18 protein-coding genes are annotated in these 16,987 nt (G+C 53.8%); 11 read left to right on the top strand and 7 right to left on the bottom strand.

Annotated elements, in window-relative coordinates; genetic code table 11:
- Positions 1–16: 16 nt before the first annotated feature.
- The 6 genes from FCN80_RS04225 to FCN80_RS04250 all read left to right on the top strand — a co-directional run bounded on the left by FCN80_RS04225 (position 17) and on the right by FCN80_RS04250 (position 5,059).
- On the top strand, positions 17–511 hold the full coding sequence (locus FCN80_RS04225; protein ID WP_136988654.1) for a PTS sugar transporter subunit IIB: 495 nt from the start codon (positions 17–19) through the stop codon (positions 509–511).
- An 11-nt stretch (positions 512–522) separates the two neighbouring features.
- Complete coding sequence (locus tag FCN80_RS04230; RefSeq protein WP_136988655.1) at positions 523–1,326, top strand: PTS mannose/fructose/sorbose/N-acetylgalactosamine transporter subunit IIC; 804 nt, start codon at positions 523–525, stop codon at positions 1,324–1,326.
- On the top strand, positions 1,319–2,155 hold the full coding sequence (locus FCN80_RS04235; RefSeq protein WP_136988656.1) for a PTS system mannose/fructose/sorbose family transporter subunit IID: 837 nt from the start codon (positions 1,319–1,321) through the stop codon (positions 2,153–2,155). Before FCN80_RS04230 ends, FCN80_RS04235 begins: the two co-directional genes overlap by 8 nt.
- A 67-nt stretch (positions 2,156–2,222) precedes the next feature.
- Positions 2,223–3,185, top strand: a complete 963-nt coding sequence (locus FCN80_RS04240; RefSeq protein WP_136988657.1) for an NAD(P)-dependent oxidoreductase — start codon at positions 2,223–2,225, stop codon at positions 3,183–3,185.
- Complete coding sequence (locus FCN80_RS04245) at positions 3,161–4,027, top strand: Cof-type HAD-IIB family hydrolase (RefSeq protein WP_170975314.1); 867 nt, start codon at positions 3,161–3,163, stop codon at positions 4,025–4,027. Before FCN80_RS04240 ends, FCN80_RS04245 begins: the two co-directional genes overlap by 25 nt.
- A 333-nt stretch (positions 4,028–4,360) precedes the next feature.
- Positions 4,361–5,059 carry an oligogalacturonate-specific porin KdgM family protein gene (locus tag FCN80_RS04250; RefSeq protein WP_136988659.1) on the top strand — a complete coding sequence of 233 codons (699 nt, stop codon included), beginning with the start codon at positions 4,361–4,363 and terminating at the stop codon, positions 5,057–5,059.
- A 217-nt stretch (positions 5,060–5,276) separates the two neighbouring features.
- On the opposite strand, the gene FCN80_RS04255 is transcribed toward FCN80_RS04250, so the two are convergent.
- The 3 genes from FCN80_RS04255 to gap all read right to left on the bottom strand — a co-directional run bounded on the left by FCN80_RS04255 (position 5,277) and on the right by gap (position 8,754).
- Positions 5,277–6,797 carry a glycoside hydrolase family 43 protein gene (locus FCN80_RS04255; RefSeq protein ID WP_136988660.1) on the bottom strand — a complete coding sequence of 507 codons (1,521 nt, stop codon included), beginning with the start codon at positions 6,795–6,797 and terminating at the stop codon, positions 5,277–5,279.
- Between the two features lie 236 nt (positions 6,798–7,033).
- Positions 7,034–7,630, bottom strand: a complete 597-nt coding sequence (locus tag FCN80_RS04260) for a CGNR zinc finger domain-containing protein (RefSeq protein WP_136988661.1) — start codon at positions 7,628–7,630, stop codon at positions 7,034–7,036.
- Between the two features lie 122 nt (positions 7,631–7,752).
- Complete coding sequence (gene gap, locus FCN80_RS04265; RefSeq protein ID WP_136988662.1) at positions 7,753–8,754, bottom strand: type I glyceraldehyde-3-phosphate dehydrogenase; 1,002 nt, start codon at positions 8,752–8,754, stop codon at positions 7,753–7,755.
- A 126-nt stretch (positions 8,755–8,880) separates the two neighbouring features.
- Between gap and FCN80_RS04270 the strand changes: the two genes are divergently transcribed.
- Positions 8,881–9,210: a hypothetical protein gene (locus tag FCN80_RS04270; protein ID WP_136988663.1), complete on the top strand. Its 330-nt coding sequence runs from the start codon at positions 8,881–8,883 to the stop codon at positions 9,208–9,210.
- A 370-nt stretch (positions 9,211–9,580) separates the two neighbouring features.
- On the opposite strand, the gene FCN80_RS04275 is transcribed toward FCN80_RS04270, so the two are convergent.
- Positions 9,581–9,910 (bottom strand): FlxA-like family protein, encoded by a 330-nt coding sequence (locus FCN80_RS04275; RefSeq protein ID WP_170975315.1) that lies wholly within the window; start codon positions 9,908–9,910, stop codon positions 9,581–9,583.
- Positions 9,911–10,479: 569 nt separating this feature from the next.
- Between FCN80_RS04275 and FCN80_RS04280 the strand changes: the two genes are divergently transcribed.
- The gene (locus FCN80_RS04280; RefSeq protein WP_136988665.1) at positions 10,480–10,791 is read left to right on the top strand and encodes a hypothetical protein; all 312 of its coding nucleotides are present in this window, start codon (positions 10,480–10,482) and stop codon (positions 10,789–10,791) included.
- Positions 10,792–11,074: 283 nt separating this feature from the next.
- Here the strand turns inward: FCN80_RS04280 and FCN80_RS04285 are convergent, their stop codons facing one another.
- From FCN80_RS04285 to FCN80_RS04295, 3 genes are all read right to left on the bottom strand, one after another.
- The gene (locus FCN80_RS04285; RefSeq protein ID WP_136988666.1) at positions 11,075–11,818 is read right to left on the bottom strand and encodes a carbonic anhydrase family protein; all 744 of its coding nucleotides are present in this window, start codon (positions 11,816–11,818) and stop codon (positions 11,075–11,077) included.
- Between the two features lie 725 nt (positions 11,819–12,543).
- Entirely contained in the window at positions 12,544–13,509 is a 966-nt protein-coding gene (locus FCN80_RS04290; RefSeq protein ID WP_136988667.1) for a LysR substrate-binding domain-containing protein, read from the bottom strand.
- Between the two features lie 369 nt (positions 13,510–13,878).
- The gene (locus FCN80_RS04295; protein ID WP_230492475.1) at positions 13,879–14,913 is read right to left on the bottom strand and encodes a L,D-transpeptidase family protein; all 1,035 of its coding nucleotides are present in this window, start codon (positions 14,911–14,913) and stop codon (positions 13,879–13,881) included.
- Positions 14,914–15,228: 315 nt separating this feature from the next.
- On the opposite strand from FCN80_RS04295, the gene FCN80_RS04300 reads away from it, so the two are divergent.
- The 3 genes from FCN80_RS04300 to FCN80_RS26380 all read left to right on the top strand — a co-directional run bounded on the left by FCN80_RS04300 (position 15,229) and on the right by FCN80_RS26380 (position 16,970).
- Positions 15,229–15,849 (top strand): alpha/beta hydrolase, encoded by a 621-nt coding sequence (locus FCN80_RS04300; RefSeq protein WP_136988669.1) that lies wholly within the window; start codon positions 15,229–15,231, stop codon positions 15,847–15,849.
- A 45-nt stretch (positions 15,850–15,894) separates the two neighbouring features.
- On the top strand, positions 15,895–16,596 hold the full coding sequence (locus tag FCN80_RS04305) for a phosphohydrolase (protein ID WP_136988670.1): 702 nt from the start codon (positions 15,895–15,897) through the stop codon (positions 16,594–16,596).
- A 206-nt stretch (positions 16,597–16,802) separates the two neighbouring features.
- A complete protein-coding gene (locus tag FCN80_RS26380) occupies positions 16,803–16,970 on the top strand; it encodes a hypothetical protein (RefSeq protein ID WP_170975316.1) in 168 nt (55 codons plus the stop codon).
- Positions 16,971–16,987 lie beyond the last annotated feature (17 nt).

The following is a 16,987-nucleotide window of genomic DNA, read 5'->3' on the forward strand; positions in this document are numbered from 1 at the left end:
CATAACAGGAGAAAACATGATTTCGTTAGTTCGAATTGACGACCGTTTAATCCATGGTCAGGTTGCCGTGGTATGGACCAAGCACTTAGGCGTTAATCGCATTCTGGTGGCCAATGATCAGATTGTCGCCAATGAAGTACAGAAAATGTCGCTGCGCATGGCCGCGCCGGATACCGCAAAATGCGCCATCATGACAGTGGATGCCGCCGCGCAGACTCTTAACGATCCGCGCTCGGCAGACATGAAAATTCTGGTTATCGTCAATGCGGTGGCTGATGCGCGCCGGCTCATTGAACAAGTACCGGCCATCGATCGGCTGAATGTCGCCAATTTCGGGCGTATTACCGATAATCTGGCCGCGAAGGTGCGGATCAGCGACACGGTTTATGTCACGCCGGAAGATGTGGCGGATTTTCATGTCGTCGCGCAACGCGGCGTGCGGGTGGAGTATCAGGTACTGCCTTCCCATCCGGTGAAAAATCTCATCGACATGTTAGACAACGCCAAATAAGTGAGGCCAGCATGTTAACTTCCGCTTTACTCGTCGCGTTGGTGATGTATATCGCCAAGTTCTGCGATCATGCTCTCGGACAGCCGCTCATTGAACGGCCACTGGTCTGTGGCGCTATGGTGGGATTGGTGCTGGGGGATTTCCAGCAGGGGATCATTATCGGCGCCAGTCTGGAGCTTATTTTTCTCGGCACTATCACTATCGGCGGTTCTGTGCCGGCCGACCTCGCGGTAGGTTCGGTATTGGCCACGGCGTTCACCCTGCTGACCAAAGCCGAGCCGGCGGTGGCCGTGGCGCTGGCGCTGCCCATCAGCCTATTGGCGGTATTTGTCTATCAAGTACTTAAACTGGTGTATACCGCATTGGTGGAGAAATACGACGCCTTGCTGGAAGAAGGACGTGATCGCGCGGCGTTGGGACTGGTCACCGGTATGATTTTATTTTACGGCATCCCCTTTGCGGTTATCGCGTTCTTCGGCGTGCTGTTCGGTACCGATGTCATACGTAGTCTGGTGGACAGTATTCCTCATACCGTCATGCGCGGCATGACCGTGGTGGGGGGGATATTGCCGGCGCTGGGTTTTGCTATCCTGCTCAAGGCGTTATGGAATCGGGCTATCGCCGCATTCTTCTTTATCGGCTTCGCGTTGTCCGCTTATTTGCATCTGCCTATTATGGGCATCGCCATAATCGCGGCCTCCGTCGCGGTGTACTTATGTTTTAGCGAATTCAATCAACTTAAATTCTATAAACGAAACGCCAGCGTCGCGGACAGCGTATCGATTGACGATAAGGATGGATTTTTCAATGACTGATATGCAAATGAAAGGCGTCGCCTATAGCGATGGAAAAAATGAAAAGAAAATGTTCCGCCAATTGTTCTTTCGTCAATTTCCCTTGCTGGGTTCCATGAATTTTACCCGAATGGAAGGATTGAGCTACGGATGGACGCTTGCGCCCATGTTGCGCCGGATTTACCCGGAACCGCACCGTTACCTGGAGGCGTTAAAGCGCAACAGCCAATTCTTCAATACCAATCAGCATCTGGCGCCTTTTATTCTGGGGCTGACGCTGTCGATGGAAAAAGAGAACGCCGCCAATCCGGATTTTGACACCTCAAGTATCTCGGGTATCAAAGTGGCGCTAATGGGGCCGTTCGCCGGCGTGGGCGATTCGTTTTTCTACGGTGTATTGCGGATCATCGCCACCGGCATCGCCATTGGCCTGGCGTCGCAAGGCAATCCGCTCGGACCGTTGCTGTACTTGCTGGTCTACAATATCCCCAGCTATTTGATCCGTTATTACGGCGGTGTCATGGGGTACCGTCTCGGTTCGAAATATATCGCCGAGGCGACGCAATCGGGATTATTGGGCTGCATCACAAAAGCGTCATCCATTATGGGCCTGATGATGGTGGGGGCAATGAGTGCCACCATGGTGAGCTTTACCACTACGTTCAAGACCACCATCGCCGGACAGCCGTTTGTCTTGCAAGACATTCTGGATAAGATTTGCGTTGGTCTCGTGCCATTATTACTGGTGCTGGGCAGTCTGCATTTGCTGAATAAAAAAATCAGCCCCAACAAAGTGCTTATTTTATTGATTGTTTTGGGCTTTGCCTCCGCATGGGCCGGTCTGGTCTAGGCCGTTCCCCATTTTGTCCGCGGCCCCTTCGCCATACGGAAAGGGGCCGCCCCGAAGGATGACCGTTATGGCCTGCTATGCCGTTTGCTTGTCCAATCGACCGGATACCCTCCATCAGGTATTCGGTCGGGGCCGTTTTGAACGCTTATCTTCCCTATGCCGGCTGCATCCACGTATCCTGACCCAGGCCATGCTGGATCGGGAATTGCCGCTTCTGGCGCCGGTTGAGGCGATTTTCTCCAGTTGGGGCATGTTCCCTTTGAGTCCGCGTCAACTCGACAGCTTGCCGAACCTTAAGGCGGTGTTTTATGCCGCCGGCGCGACCGAAGCCTTCGCCGCGCCGTTCTTGGCGCGTGGGATCACGCTGGTCAGTGCCTGGCGCGCCAATGCGATTTCAGTGGCGGAGTTTTGCCTGGCGCAGATTTTGCTGGCCTGTAAAGGGTATTTTCGCAATCAACGCGAGTACCGAACACCTGCGTCATTCGACATGCTTCATCGCTGTCATCCCGCTCCCGGCGCTTATGGCGAACGGGTGGCATTGCTGGGCCAAGGCGCCATTGCCCGCGCGCTAACGGAATTGCTGCGTCCCTTCACGTTGGATGTGGTGGGAGTTCCCTCCCGGGTAGAACGACGAACCCTGTCTCTGGAAGACGCCTTCTCAACCGCGTTTGTGATAAGCAATCATTTGCCGAACCGGCCCGATAACATCGGCGTGCTGAACGGCCAATTATTTCGACGTATGCGTCCGGGCGCGGTGTTCATCAATACCGGCCGCGGGATGCAGGTCAACGAAAGTGAACTGATCGGCGTATTGCGCGAGCGGCCGGATCTTACCGCCCTATTGGATGTGACTAAACCGGAGCCGCCTTGCGCTGCTTCGCCATTGTACTCATTGTCTAATATTCATCTGAGCAGTCATATCGCCGGCGCCTTGAACGATGAAACCCAGCGTCTGGCCGATTGTGTGTTGGATGAGTTTGTCCGTTGGCGGGAAGGAAAACCCCTGTGTCATCGCGTCGTCAACCGCTAACCGCGCCGTGTCTCACCAGGCGCGGTCGTCTACTGGTATTTGATTTGGACGGGACGGTGTTGACGCCGGAGAAAACCGTCACTCCCCGCTTTAAGGATGCGGTACGGCGGGCCGTCAGTCAGGACGTCGTCATCGCCTTGGCCTCCGGACGCTCGCTTTTGAGCGTACAGGGGGTGATGGCGCAGTTGCCATTGGGACGGGGGACGGGATATGCCATTGCCTGTAACGGCGCTCTGTTGTGGCGTAGCCGACCGGAAAAGCTCCTGGTCAGCGACTGCCTGGAGCACCGAGACGTGCTGATTCTCAATGAACTTGGCCGACAACTGGGTTACGCCTGTTATCTCCTGGAGGAAAATCGCCTGCTGACGGGGTTTCCCGTCACGCCCGGCGCCGGCGGATACCGTTTCGCCAGCCTGCCGGTGGTGGGATTGCCTGAAGGATGGCAACGTGCGCCTCGCCGGCCGCCGAAAATGATGTTTATTGATACGGCGGAAAGGATTGATGCGCTGCCGGGGCTTATTCCGGCGCATCTCGCCGAAGCCTATCATTTTGTGCGCAGTGAGCCCAACTATTATGAAGTCATGAAGAAAGGCGTGCATAAAGGCTCTGCTTTACGGGGGCTGTCCAGGTTATTGGGTATTCCGGCCGAGGGAATCATTGCTGTCGGCGATGCGGATAATGACCGTGAAATGCTAAAATTCGCCGGTATGGGTGTCGCGATGGGCAATGCGTCCGTGGCGATCAAATCGCTGGCTGATTGGGTGACTGATAGCAATGAGAACGATGGCGCGGCGAAAGTGCTGGAATTCCTGCTTGATAGACAATGGCGAATTGGCGTGTGATTAAGTTCAAAATTAGTGTTCGTTAATTTATATCATTTTTTTAAACAGTAATAAATGACGCCATCATGTTGTCGTCAGTGTCTAAGGAAATAGACGCGCCCTCATCTAACCTGCTGTAAATAATGAATTTTATTTGTTGGCACAAACCTTGCTTTATAAAAATGATGCCATTACGCGCTTGGCTGATACATCCTCCCTATCGATAAAATAAGGAATACTGGATTGACTGATTAATTAAATATCCTTCGTACTTTATCAACGATGACACGGAATTATCAATTTCTGTGGATCCGTGATCATGCTAAATAAATTGAAAATATAGCGGAATACATCATGAGAAAAATCGCTCTGCTGGCCGTGGGTTTGCCGCTGGCCTGCTATACATTAAATGCTGTGGCGTCCGCCACCTGGATTGATAACCGTTATGCGCATACCTATGCCGCTGAAAAGAATCAGTATAAAATCGGTGCCGGGCATATTTTCGATAATGGCGCCTACCTCTTGGTTTCATCATTGTACGATTTAGGGCAAGGGGGCGATCAATTTAAAAGTTCCTTCCAGGAATATGAAGGCGGTATCCCTGTGCCGTTAAGTGGCGGATGGAGTATCACACCCGGTGGCTTAACGGATATCAATAGCTCGGGAACAACGCTTTCGCCGTATATTAGTCTGGATTATAAGTTCAATCCAATTTTAAGTGTATCTACCCGTTATCGATATAATCATCAGACCCACAAAACAAGGGATTTGTCTAATGATATGGATTATAACGACAGCCATCAAATAGACCTGTTTGTGAATTATCAGGCCACCAAAAAACTCTGGTTGCAATTTAATCCGGAATTTTTCATCAATACCAACGATTATCACGCCGCCAACGGTAATCGAACCCATTGGGAACCCAGTATAGTCGCCCGTTATCGTATGAACCCGCATTGGATGCCTTATACGGAAGTCGCCTGGTTGGATCGCGATGCGAATCATGATAACCAGGTGCGCATCCGTCTGGGCATCCGTTACTATTTGTTCTGATTGAAGAGGAGGGCAGGCCTGACGCCTGCCTGAGAAGACTATGACAAAACAGGTCGCGTTATTACTCGCTCCCGGATTCGAAGAGGCGGAGGCGGTAATCATAACGGATATCTTACGCCGCCTCGATGTTACCGTTGCCACGGTGGGCTGCGCATATCCGGCATAGGCTGGCGGTGTCGTTTTAATCCGTGCGGGGCAAGCCGTTTGCCCCGCGCCGTTATAAAATGGTCACGGTGAAAGGGCCGAACTGGATGGCGCCGGGTGAGTCGGAAATCGGCGAGGCCCCATAAAGGCCGATTTTAGCGCCAACCCATTTCCCGGCGCCGGCGGCGAAAGACGGGGCGAGCCACCGCCAGTCCTCATGAGGCGCGCGGTAACGAAAACGGCAGATACCGTCGTCGCCCACATCGCAAGCCAGCGCCAATGTCATCGGTTCATCCATTTCGCCGACAAGTCTTTCCTGTTCACACAAAGTGCCGTTGTCGCTCATCCAGCCCGAACGGAATATCAGCGCGCCGCGGTGGGCGTTTTGCCGTATCGTCAGCGCCGCATAGCGCTCGCCGAACACCACCAGCCCGCCTTCGTCTCCCGGTCGGCGGAAATCCGCCCGGGCCTCACAGCACACCGTAAACCGGGCAGCGGGAAATTTCTGCAACAATAATTGCGGGGTGGCATACAATACGCCTTTCCCTTGGTATGTTCCCAATGGCTTACAACACAATGTCAAGCTTTCATGGCCTGGGATTATCCAGTCATCATGGGGATTGGCCTGCCATTGCCACTGTAACCCCGGATGGCCGTCGTTAAAATCGTCGCTGGTTTGTATCGCGCAGGGGGAACAGGGCAACGCCGGTAGCGCATGGTATAACACGGGCCGACCTTTACCCGGTTCGTCCGATACCTCGCCGGGCAACGGCCAACCGTCTTCCAGCCAGCGTAGCGGCTGAAGATGTACGACGCGGCCGTAAACGCCCTTATCCTGAAAATGCACGAACCACTGCTCGCCATTTTCCAGCGCCACCCAACCGCCTTGGTGCGGACCATTTATTGGCGTGTCGCTCTGATGCAGCACATCGCGGCTTTGCCAGGGACCTGCCAGATTTTTGGCCCGCAACACGGTTTGCCAGCCCCGTTTCACGCCGCCGGCCGGCGCGAAAATCCAATATTCCCCGGATCGTTTATAGAGTTTCGGCCCCTCCAGCGTGGGATGCGACAAGGTGCCATCGAAAATGATCCGGCCGCCGTCCAGCAACCGCGAGGCATCAGGGGCCATTTCGATAAGCTGCAGTTTGTTCTTGATACCGCTGCGGCTATAGGCGAATGCATGCACAAGCCAGGCGCGGCCGTCATCGTCCCACAGCGGACAAGGATCGATCCAGCCGGCGGCCTGTATCAGGCAGTGCGGCTTGCTCCATTCCCCTAATGGATCGGTACTGTGACAGACAAAGATACCTTCATCGGGCATACTGAAAAATATCCAGAAACGGCCGCCATGAAAACGGATACTGGGCGCCCAAATCCCCTTGCCGGGCTGTACGGTGTCATAGCTTTCCGCCGGTAGACGGGGAACGGCATAATTAACCAGCCGCCAATGCACCAGATCACGCGAGTGCAGTATTGGCAAGCCGGGAACATGGCTGAAACTGGATGCCACCATCCAAAACGCGTCCTGGTGGCGGAGGATATCCGGGTCGGCGTAATCGGCATGGATAATGGGGTTGCGGTAAAATAGCGGCATGGCATGATTCTCTGTTGTGTCTCATCCCGCCTTGTGTTGCAATTGTCGCGCCAGTTGGTTAACTTATTGTTTTTAAATTTTTTATTTTCCGGTTTGGACACTGGCCCTTTCCGTCGACAGGGTGTCGCCACTTGGCGGGCCTGTAACTCTCGCCGAACCCTACCGGGTGGCGGGCTCGCCGCACCGTTTATGTCTTCTTATCGGAGAAGACCGCGAGGGGCTCCCGGATGAGGGCGCTAAAAAGATTGCCGCGCTTTGTATCGGGCCGCCTTATGGCGATTACCGCATACCGCCATGCTGCACCAGCGGCGGTGATGCCCTTTGGTTCGGTCGTAAAACCACAGGACGCATCCCGGATGCTCGCACTGGCGCACGAGTTTGAAATCGCCGTTGACGAGCAAGTCTACCGTCGCCTCGCACAGCGGACGCAATATCTGATAAACGGACATATCCGCCGGTGCCCGGAAGGCGAACGGGGCCGAAGGCGTATCCCAAACAAGCTGGAGACGGGCGGGCGCCAGCCGCAGGTAATCGTTAAGCAACGTTGCATCGGCTTGCCGGTCCGCTTTGCGGCACATTATTAACGTTCGCGCATGTTCGCGCAGCGCCACCGCTTTTTGCACCAGTCCGTCAAGATCGGCCTGCGCTATCAGTTGGGCGTCGATAAGATTCGTCCTGGTCAGCCACCTGACGACCGCCTGCGCGTCGCGCCAGAATTCCCGCGGTTCGCCGCGCGCATCCCGACCGCCGGTGTTGAGCATATCAAGGGCGAGGCAATCGGCGATAAGCGGCGGCTCATCAACCAGGGCGGATGTCGTTTGGGGTATTTTCATAAAACGACTGAACCTCGCGTAGACGTCGGTCCGGCGGTTTAGGCCGCAACCGGCTCAATGGTTAGACGGATATAAGCGGGGGCCGCTTGTCAGCCGGCCCCCGTGTATGGCGCGCCATCCTGTCAGAGCTTGGCGAATTTTTCCAGCGTTCTGACTAATTGCGTGACGAAACCGTATTCGTTGTCATACCAAGAGACGGTTTTTACCAATTGCAAATCGCCATGTTCAACCACTTCGGTTTGAGTGGCATCAAACAGCGAGCCGAATTCCATGCCGACGATATCCGATGAGACGATTTCTTCATCGGTATAACCGAACGAAGGATTATTGGTCGTGGCCTGTTTAATGTAGTGATTGACTTCGTCGGCGGTGACTTTTTTCTCCAGAACCGAAACCAGTTCAGTCACCGAACCGGTCAGAACGGGGATACGTTGCGCATGCCCTTTCAGTTTGCCGTTTAACGCCGGTATCACCAGTCCGATGGCTTTAGCTGCGCCCGTCGTGTGGGGGATGATGTTCTGCGCGGCGGCGCGGGATGCCCGCAGATCCTTACCGCGCGGTCCATCCACCAGCGACTGGGTGCCGGTATAGGCGTGGATGGTGGTCATGGTGCCCGCTTTGATGCCGAAACCGTCTTGCAGAGCCTTGGCCATCGGCGCCAGGCAGTTGGTGGTGCAGGACGCGACGGAAATGATATCGTCGCCGGCGCTCATTGTCTCGTCATTGACATTGAACACGATGGTTTTTAGGTCGCCGGCCGGGGCGGAAATCAACACCTTGGCGGCGCCGGCGTCAAGGTGCGCCTGGGATTTTTCCCGGGAAGTGTAAAAACCGGTACTCTCCACGACGATATCCACGCCCTGGCTTTGCCAGGGGATATTGCGGGCGTCTTTTTCCGCAAACACGGCAATCCTTTTCCCATTGACAATGATCGCGTTTTCATCGTACCCCACCGTCCCTTTGAAATCGCGATAACTGGAATCATGCTTTAACAGGTAAGCCAGGACCTTGGGTTGGGTGAGGTCGTTGACGGCAACCACGTCCAACTGACTGCCGGTGTCCAACAACCGGCGCAAAACCAGGCGGCCGATACGGCCGAAACCATTGATACCGATCTTTTTCATTTCCATACCTCTGTTGCAGGATTAACGATCAAAGTCTCGGGTGGGGCAAAGATGTCGAGAATACGCCGGCCGATAGAGTCTCCATGGGTTTCCAAAGCAAAGTAGCCGGTATTCAGAAACTCCACGATGACATCCGGAGTATTGCCTCGATGGGCTTTTGCCCTCCGCTGGAATGAAGAATCCATCATGACTGCCCCAGATAACCAGCATTGTCGGGTGCCGCTGGCGGAAGTAAGCCTGAAAATCCGGGTAAAGTTCAAGATTATTGGCATCATCCAGGAAGAGATCCAACTGGATGTCCCGATTGCCGTCGCGCTTGGGCAAAGCACACCGGACGCAGGCCGGTCGGCGCATCGTAATCGAACCCATAAAGTATATACTCTAAATAATTCAAGTTGCATCGCGGCTAACAACAAGAAACATCCGGCGGCTTCCGTGGCCCCGGTTCGCCTATAAAACCCCTCAACGCCATCAGCCGCGCTAGCCTGATAAATCACGGATGAAGCAGGCAGGAGAATCATCATACATGCCTTTTTAACCATTGAAATGATGTTTTAATGGTTAAATTACGCCACGGATCCTTGTTTGTCAATTGGCGTCTGGTCACAACGAATGAGAATAGTCTCACGAGAGAAACTGCGGACAACAGGCCTCAGGGGCGCTCTTATAACGTATTTGTCCGACATTCCATTTGACTGGATCTGCAATAGGTCAAGCGGCGGCGCAACGGCGGTAATCAAACGCCGCCAGCAGCAAAAAGGTGAACTGAAACATGACGGGCAGGGAACATGTTGGCGGTGCGGGTAAGGTTGTAATAGCCGTTAAATCAGATGTACACGTCGACGTGGCCGACGCTATCGCGTGATTTATCATTGTCGGCGGCGTTCACCGTTGACGTTGCGCTTTCTTTACTGGCGGACTGCTGGGTCTGTTGTTGGCGCAACGCGCTCAATTGCGCTTCCAGCATTTGGATCTGGGCTTGGATCATTTCTGTCTGCTGCTGCTTTTGATCGTCGGGCAAGCTGGAATCCGCCACGGTTTTCAATTGCTTGGTCAGACTGGTGATCTGTTTTTCAATATTACTGATCTGCGAGGAAATATTTGCCCCGCTGTTTGTCGATACCGACGGCATAACGGTGGATACCGTATTGGACATGGTCATTCTCCTCAAGTAGGCCGTGAATCCATAACCTGTTATCGGCAACGTCGGACCGAACTTGAAGGGAAAATTGCCGGCATAAAACCGGCATCGGTAACCAGCGGAAGGGGAAACAGCGGATTGCCTAACGGGGTTCTAGACCGCGTTACCAGTACATTTTGAACAACACGGCACAAAAGACCACGCCGGCCACGGCCAGCAGCCAACAAAATTTAAGAATAAGCGCATTGGATTGAGAAACAGTTTCCATAAGAATGTTCCATTAAATGTGATTTGTGTCACGATTCTAAAGCCTAAAAATGCATTGAAAGTGTGACTTGAATCACAATTTAATTCATTTATCATACAAATGCTGTGGCGTTTAGCTTTTTTAGCTAAAAACCCGAGCCTGTATCGCGTTGTCAGGTTAAAGCATCGTGGTCGGCATGGCCGATTCTGTAGCGGACAAATGAAGCCATTACTAACATACCTTTACTGTTTTGTGTGGTTATCATGGCGGATTGCCACTTTTAATTTCCTCGCGAATGCCTGAGAATTTGGGCAATTTCCTTATGGAGGCGACAGCGGTGAAAACTGAAAAAGTTTATAATATGCCGGATAGTGGCGGTACTACCGTTAAAATCACGGTCTTCGCCGCCGGTTTTATTTTTTTTGAATTTGTTGGCCTGCCATGCCAACTACGGGCCTATGCCGACGAGTTGGCGTGCCGTGAATTGCCTAAGACAGAAGGCGAAGCTCTGGTTGAAATAAAATGTTGCGCCAAAAAAAGTAGCGTCCCGCTGTGGAAATTACGTATGTTTCAGCGTGACGCCACCGAATTGATGTCTTTGATTCAATGGCAGGAAGACGCGCTTAAGGATGTTATCCGAACGGATTAACCTATTTACCGTCCTACTTTAGGTTGCCCGTTTGTTGGCTGCGCTCGCTCGCCCAGTCGCAACGTTATTCACACTCGTTATACTTCAATTTGCCTCTTTGTCGGCTGCTATCGCTTACCTCAATCACACAGTGGGCTATGCTCTTGGGGACAGTGAGAGACATCCTGCCTCTCACTGGAGGTCCGCCGTTGCCGGTTCAAATTCGTTCCCGATGAATTTGTCTCTTGCTTGCCGCCGCGATGCAACTCGACGTATTTAACATATAACTACTTGGCGCTAGCCGTCAGGAGAAAAATTCCACTTTGCCGCCAACCAGATTATACATGGCGCCGACGATTTTTATTTTGCCATCGTTTTCCAGTTTGCTCAGAATCTCGCTTTTCCTGATGTCATCCATGGTCAGCATGACGTTGGTTTTTGCCACCGCGTCGACAAATTCCGGATTGCTGCCGCTACGTTCTTTTTTGTATTCAGTTTTATCGATGGCCGGCTTGATTTTGGCCAGCAAACCGGTCAGATAACCCAGTTTGACATTATCAATTGCGCCTTTCACTGCGCCGCACGCCGTATGTCCCATAACCAGGATGACCTTGGCGCCGGCGGCTGCGCAGGCGAACTCCAGGCTGCCGAGAATGTCGTCATTGGCGATATTACCCGCGATGCGGCTGTTGAAGGCTTCACCAATACCGGTATCCAGCAGGATTTCCGCCGGCGCCCGCGAATCGATGCAACTGAGAATGGCCGCAGACGGGAATTGCCCCTCGGCGCTACTGCGTTTCTGCGCCAGGTAATCATGCTGGTGGGCTTTACCGGTACGAAAACGGATATTACCTTCTTTTAGTCCTTCAATAATCTGATCCGGGGTCATGCTGTCCCTGGCTTCCCGGGTAAGCGATGCAGCGTAAGTTAGCGAGGGTATGCCGGTACTTATCACGCCGGCGATACCCAATATCGAGAGTCCGGCCGCGCGTTTTATTAATGCGCGTCGGGCCGGTTCCGGTGTTGGCAACGATTCTTTATACATCATGAACTCCACTGGTTAGAATGATGTTATCCCTGTTTCTTGCAAGTTGCCCATTTAATAGCGGCGTTCGAATTTTCCAATCAGATCGTTGACGCCCTACTGCAACTTGACGTATTTGGAATATATACTCGTCATACTTCACGTTGCCTCTTTGTTGGCGACGCTGGCTCGCCCCAGTCGCAGAGTTATCCATGCTCCTGGCAACGCTCTTGCTTGCGGCCGCGATACAACTCGACGTATGTGGAGTATATAACTGCTTGCTGCCGTTGCGCCTTTTCACAACTCGAATTATTCAAGGTAATTATGGATATCGCTTGATTAGATAAAATAGCGATAACCTGAGGATGTGATAAATTCGGTTATCCTGTCAAGCGTTTTACACTGTAGATAAAATGATTTGATGATTTTCTGAAAAATAGTCTGGTAACAACCAGTATCATATTAAGTATTTTAAATAACCGGCTAACGCTTATTATTTTAATTGTGTAGTGTGTTTAAATAAAAGGCCGCCGAATTCCGTCTCTTTGCCGACGTCGGCCTTAAAACAAGCCTATGTGTCATCTCGGAAATAGATTGACCGGCGTTATAGGATAAGCAGGGTGAAACTGAATATCCATAACCTACTTCAGGTTGTCTCACCGTTGACGACACGGGCGACGGGCGCTTACGCCGGTAACGCCTGTGAGCCGCCTATGGTAAGTGACCGACGAGAGGCCGGATGCGCCCATTTATTCCCCGGCAATCGGGCTGGACAAGTCAAACTCGTTCTGACGGCCGGCGGCTTCCAGGAGCAGATTTATCCAATGACAAACGGCGCGGGATACCTGGATTTCCGGGTTCCAAACCAGACGGTATTCGTAAGCGGATGCCAGACGATAATGATCGCCAAATACCGGCGACAGCCGGCCGTCGGCCATGGCATCGCGACAAACAGCCAGGCTGCCCAGGACAACGCCGCCATTGTCAATGGCATCTTGTAACGCATACCCCGTACTGTTGACGGTAAACGCGCCTGGGGAGGAAGCGCCGCGGACGCCGAATGCCGCGAACCAGTCCGGCCAACCAGCGATGCCCTGACCCTGCCGGTTCTTCCACGGTGAATGTATAAGCCGCAACGCCTGGATATCCGCCGGCGTTTTTAGCGGCGCCAAGCGCGATAAATAGGCGGGGCTGGCCAGGGGCAAAAAAGCGTCATCCAGCAAAAGCCGCGAGTGAACCGGCGGCGCCGACTGCGGGCTGTAACGGATGGCGATGTCGGCTTCGCCTGCATTGAGATTTCTGACTTGTTCGGCGGCATCCACCACCAGGGACAAGTTGTCTTCCCGGGCCAGTAGCGCCGGCAGACGCGACGATAACCAGTGGCTGGCGATGCCCAGCGTGCAGGTTAAGGTTAATGTCCGCCGCGGCATCGGCCGAATACGTTCCACGGCGGTATTGATCAGGCTGAACGCGCGGGAAACTTCTTTGGACAATTCACGGCCTTTGGCATTGAGAGATACCGCATTTCCAGTACGATCGAACAATGCCACGCCCAATTCGTTTTCCAGAAAGCGTATCTGGCGACTTACGGCCCCCAGTGTGACATGCAATTCGTCGGCGGCCTCGGTAAAACTAGCATATCGTGCGGCTACCTCAAACGTGCGCAAGGCGGTAAGCGAGGGGAGACGGGTGACAGTATTCAGCTTGAGTTTCATGCAATCATATTGCCGATTCATCCATGCCAAGGGAAGTTTTTTTTATTTAGCTCGCCTCAATCCCCCCTTGCCGCTGCGCCCGGGGGGGTAACAGACATCCCGCACTTACCCGAGGCTGCCTGCGGTTAACGTCATTTCCGGAACAGGTGTCGCTCACAGGGGCTGTCGCGACGCAACCTGAACGATTTGCCTGAACATTCCTGTGTGGGAGAAGGCGAAGAAAGAATCCGTGCGGGTCAGCAGGGAAGGGCGTGTTAGGAAAAAGCTCGAGTCCGGTAAGCAATCCGGCATGGCAATCCTTGCTGGATTGCCATGCCGCGGGCCGGCGTTAACCCGCCGCAAAAGCGCAAAAGTGACAACAGCCGCGGCTTATTGCGCCGGTTGCGCGGGCGGTGGGTTATTCGCGTCGGTTGCCTGTTCATTAAGGTCGGTTATCGGTGCGGCCGGTTGCTCGGTGGCCGGCGCATCCTGCGCCGCGCTCGAAGCATTGACCGGAACCACCGCCGGCGCGGCATTGGCATCGGGCGCGGTCACATTCACGGGCATACCGGAACGATTTTGCAACGCCATGTTTACCGCATTCTGATTAACGGACGGATCGACCAGGATCTTACCGACGCTGGTCGGCAGCGTAATCGGCACCGGCGCGGAGGAATTGAATTGTTCCTCGGTAACCGACAAGGGATTGTGTACTTCCAAATAGCGGGTGCCATCCGGCTCTAGGGTTGCCTTGACCGGTTCATCAATGAACTGGACGCGGGTGCCGACCGGAACATGATCAAACAAGTATTTGATGTCGTCGGCGCGCAGGCGCACGCACCCATGACTCACGCGCAATCCGATACCGAAATTGGCGTTAGTGCCATGTATGGCATACAGCCGCCCCACATACATCGCATACAACCCCATCGGATTATCCGGACCCGCGGGGAAAACGTCCGGCAAGGTTTCGCCATGGGCGGCATATTCTGCGTGCATGGCCTTGGTCGGCGTCCAGGTCGGGCCGGCTTTCTTGCGCTGTACCGACGTTACCCAGTTGATAGGCGTATCCTTGCCCAACTGGCCAATACCAATCGGCAGCACCACCACGGTTTTGGACCCTTTCGGATAATAATAAAGCCGCATTTCGGCGCTGTTGACGATAATACCTTCATGGGGCGTATCGGGCAAAATCAGTTGCTGCGGGATAATCAGCTTACTCCCGGGAGTAGGCAGATAAGGATCCACCCCAGGGTTGGCCTCCAGCATATTGCTCAGACCCATTTGGTACTGCGCGGCAAAATGCTCCAGCGGCAACTTGCTGTCCTTGGGAATCTCAATTGCAAAATTCTGCCCCACCAGACGGCTGTTGCCGGCCGGCAAGGGATATACCACGGCGAAAGCGGAGTGACTGAAAGCTGCCACAGCCAGGATTGCCGCATGAAGAACGCGCATATTCATTTTCATAATTGTCAGATGTAATCGCCACACAGGCAGTAATTGATGGTAAAACCCGGTTCGTTTATGACCGGATGGGCATTATAGGTGCTCATTGACCAAATTTGAAAATAATATGTGTAACCTGGGGTATAAAGGAAGCTCGCGATACCGCTCCATACCCTTCATCTTTCGCGCCGCGGCCGCGTTGGCGGCCCTCGCTCACTTGATGTCGCCAGAGCATGTTATGCTGATTAATATAGATAAAAAACGTGTTATGGGTGGCGAGGGAGAGAAATATCTATGCAACAAAATTTGGTTATTTTGTTACACGGTGTTGGCAGCAATGGCGATGACCTGATCTCTTTGGGGGCGGGGTGGCGCGGTATTTTGCCGCAAACCCGTTTCGAATCGCCGAATGCGCCATCGCCTTTCGATATGGGGCCGGGTTTCCAATGGTTCAGCGTTAAAAACGTCACCGAAGAAAATCGACCGCAACGGGTTATGGCCGCACGGGAAGCTTTTGATCGTCAAATCTCGGCGTTGTTGGCCCGTCATGGTTTATCCGGTCAACCTGAAAACGTGGCGCTGGCGGGATTTTCCCAAGGCGCGATTATGGCGCTGGACGCCGTTGCTTCGGGACGCTGGCGGTTCGCCGCGGTGGTGGCCTTTTCGGGCCGTCTCTCGTCTCCCCTGCCGCTGGCGTCTGCCGGCGATACCCCGCTGTTGTTGGTTCATGGCGCGGATGATCCGGTCATTCCTTGTCAGGAAACGGAGCGGGCCGCTCATGCTCTACAAGGGCTCGGATTCCCGACGCAAAGCGTGATTTCGCCGCGGTTGGGACATGGCATTTCTTCCGCGGGCGCCGCGCTTGCGGGCCAGTTCATCGCCAGCGCGCTCACTCGGCGCGACGGGGCGGTCTGAAGTAGGTAGGGTTCATAAAATGGGCATCGCAGGCGAGAGGTACACATGGGAACTGAGGAATGGGAACGCCGTTTTAAAGATTATCTGCAGCAACATTTTCCCGAGGGTGATAAAGCGCATGATCTTGCTCATTTCAGCCGTGTCTGGCAATCCGCCAGAAAAATCATGCATCTTACCCAGGCCGATGAATTGACTGTGCTTGCCGCGTGTTATTTTCACGATGTGGTGAATCTGCCGAAAAACCATCCCGAACGCCATCTCGCCTCGACGCAGGCGGCCGCAAAGACCTTGCGTATCCTGGCTGAAGCGTTTCCGGATTTTCCCACGGATAAATATCCGGCCGTGGCCCATGCCATTGCCGCCCACAGTTTTAGCGCCGGTATTGCGCCCGAGACGCTGGAGGCGAAGATCGTGCAGGACGCCGACAGGCTCGAGTCGCTAGGGGCCATCGGTTTGGCCCGTGTTTTCCATGTCTCCGGTCAGTTGGGACGGGGATTGTTTGATGCAAACGATCCGCTGGCCTTGCGCCGCCCCCTGGATGACATCAAATATACCGTCGATCATTTTCAAACCAAGCTACTGACCCTCGCCGATACCATGCAAACCGAGGTGGGCCGACAGTTGGCGGCCTACAGTATCGATTATCTGATCATTTTCATGAGTAAGCTTTGCGCCGAACTCAAAGGAGACTACCATCGGTTGGATAGCGAAACCCTGGAACGGTTCCGGGCTCCACGCCAAGGCTAGCCGACGGCGGGCGGGCCGGGTTTCTACGTCGCGAGGGGATTGTGGCGCAACGATGCTTGCAAAGCCCGATCGATTCGCATAATTTATAAGCAATCAGGCGCATGCCGGAGTGCATGATCTTGTCGCTTGGAAACGCCGCCGGAATCTTGTCCCGGCGGCGCTGCGGTTTATCTGTGGAACCCGTCGACAATAAGGAAGGATTGGACATGGAAAACGGCAGATTTGACGAGACGAAACTGCTGGCGATCATTGGTTTGTTAATTTCCGTCCTGATTGCCGTATCGGTTCTTTTCGGCATTGCCTATTTCTATGACGTCAGGCATAACGCCGGTATAGATACCAAGTCCTGTTACGATAAAGTCGGTGGTTCTTAGGCCGCCGCCGCCGGGCC

The sequence above is a fragment of the Martelella alba genome, from assembly GCF_005217455.1.
Taxonomy (GTDB): domain Bacteria; phylum Pseudomonadota; class Gammaproteobacteria; order Enterobacterales; family Enterobacteriaceae; genus Acerihabitans.

Bases quoted from the DNA above. Each gene is read 5' to 3' on its own strand.
- FCN80_RS04300 (WP_136988669.1), top strand. From the start codon at position 15,229: ATGCAACAAAATTTGGTTATTTTGTTACACGGTGTTGGCAGCAATGGC.
- FCN80_RS26380 (WP_170975316.1), top strand. From the start codon at position 16,803: ATGGAAAACGGCAGATTTGACGAGACGAAACTGCTGGCGATCATTGGT.
- FCN80_RS04250 (WP_136988659.1), top strand. From the start codon at position 4,361: ATGAGAAAAATCGCTCTGCTGGCCGTGGGTTTGCCGCTGGCCTGCTAT.
- FCN80_RS04305 (WP_136988670.1), top strand. From the start codon at position 15,895: ATGGGAACTGAGGAATGGGAACGCCGTTTTAAAGATTATCTGCAGCAA.
- gap (WP_136988662.1), bottom strand. From the start codon at position 8,754: ATGAAAAAGATCGGTATCAATGGTTTCGGCCGTATCGGCCGCCTGGTT.
- FCN80_RS04260 (WP_136988661.1), bottom strand. From the start codon at position 7,630: ATGAAAATACCCCAAACGACATCCGCCCTGGTTGATGAGCCGCCGCTT.
- FCN80_RS04235 (WP_136988656.1), top strand. From the start codon at position 1,319: ATGACTGATATGCAAATGAAAGGCGTCGCCTATAGCGATGGAAAAAAT.
- FCN80_RS04225 (WP_136988654.1), top strand. From the start codon at position 17: ATGATTTCGTTAGTTCGAATTGACGACCGTTTAATCCATGGTCAGGTT.
- FCN80_RS04255 (WP_136988660.1), bottom strand. From the start codon at position 6,797: ATGCCGCTATTTTACCGCAACCCCATTATCCATGCCGATTACGCCGAC.
- FCN80_RS04230 (WP_136988655.1), top strand. From the start codon at position 523: ATGTTAACTTCCGCTTTACTCGTCGCGTTGGTGATGTATATCGCCAAG.
- FCN80_RS04270 (WP_136988663.1), top strand. From the start codon at position 8,881: ATGACATCCGGAGTATTGCCTCGATGGGCTTTTGCCCTCCGCTGGAAT.
- FCN80_RS04275 (WP_170975315.1), bottom strand. From the start codon at position 9,910: ATGTCCAATACGGTATCCACCGTTATGCCGTCGGTATCGACAAACAGC.
- FCN80_RS04240 (WP_136988657.1), top strand. From the start codon at position 2,223: ATGGCCTGCTATGCCGTTTGCTTGTCCAATCGACCGGATACCCTCCAT.
- FCN80_RS04285 (WP_136988666.1), bottom strand. From the start codon at position 11,818: ATGATGTATAAAGAATCGTTGCCAACACCGGAACCGGCCCGACGCGCA.
- FCN80_RS04290 (WP_136988667.1), bottom strand. From the start codon at position 13,509: ATGAAACTCAAGCTGAATACTGTCACCCGTCTCCCCTCGCTTACCGCC.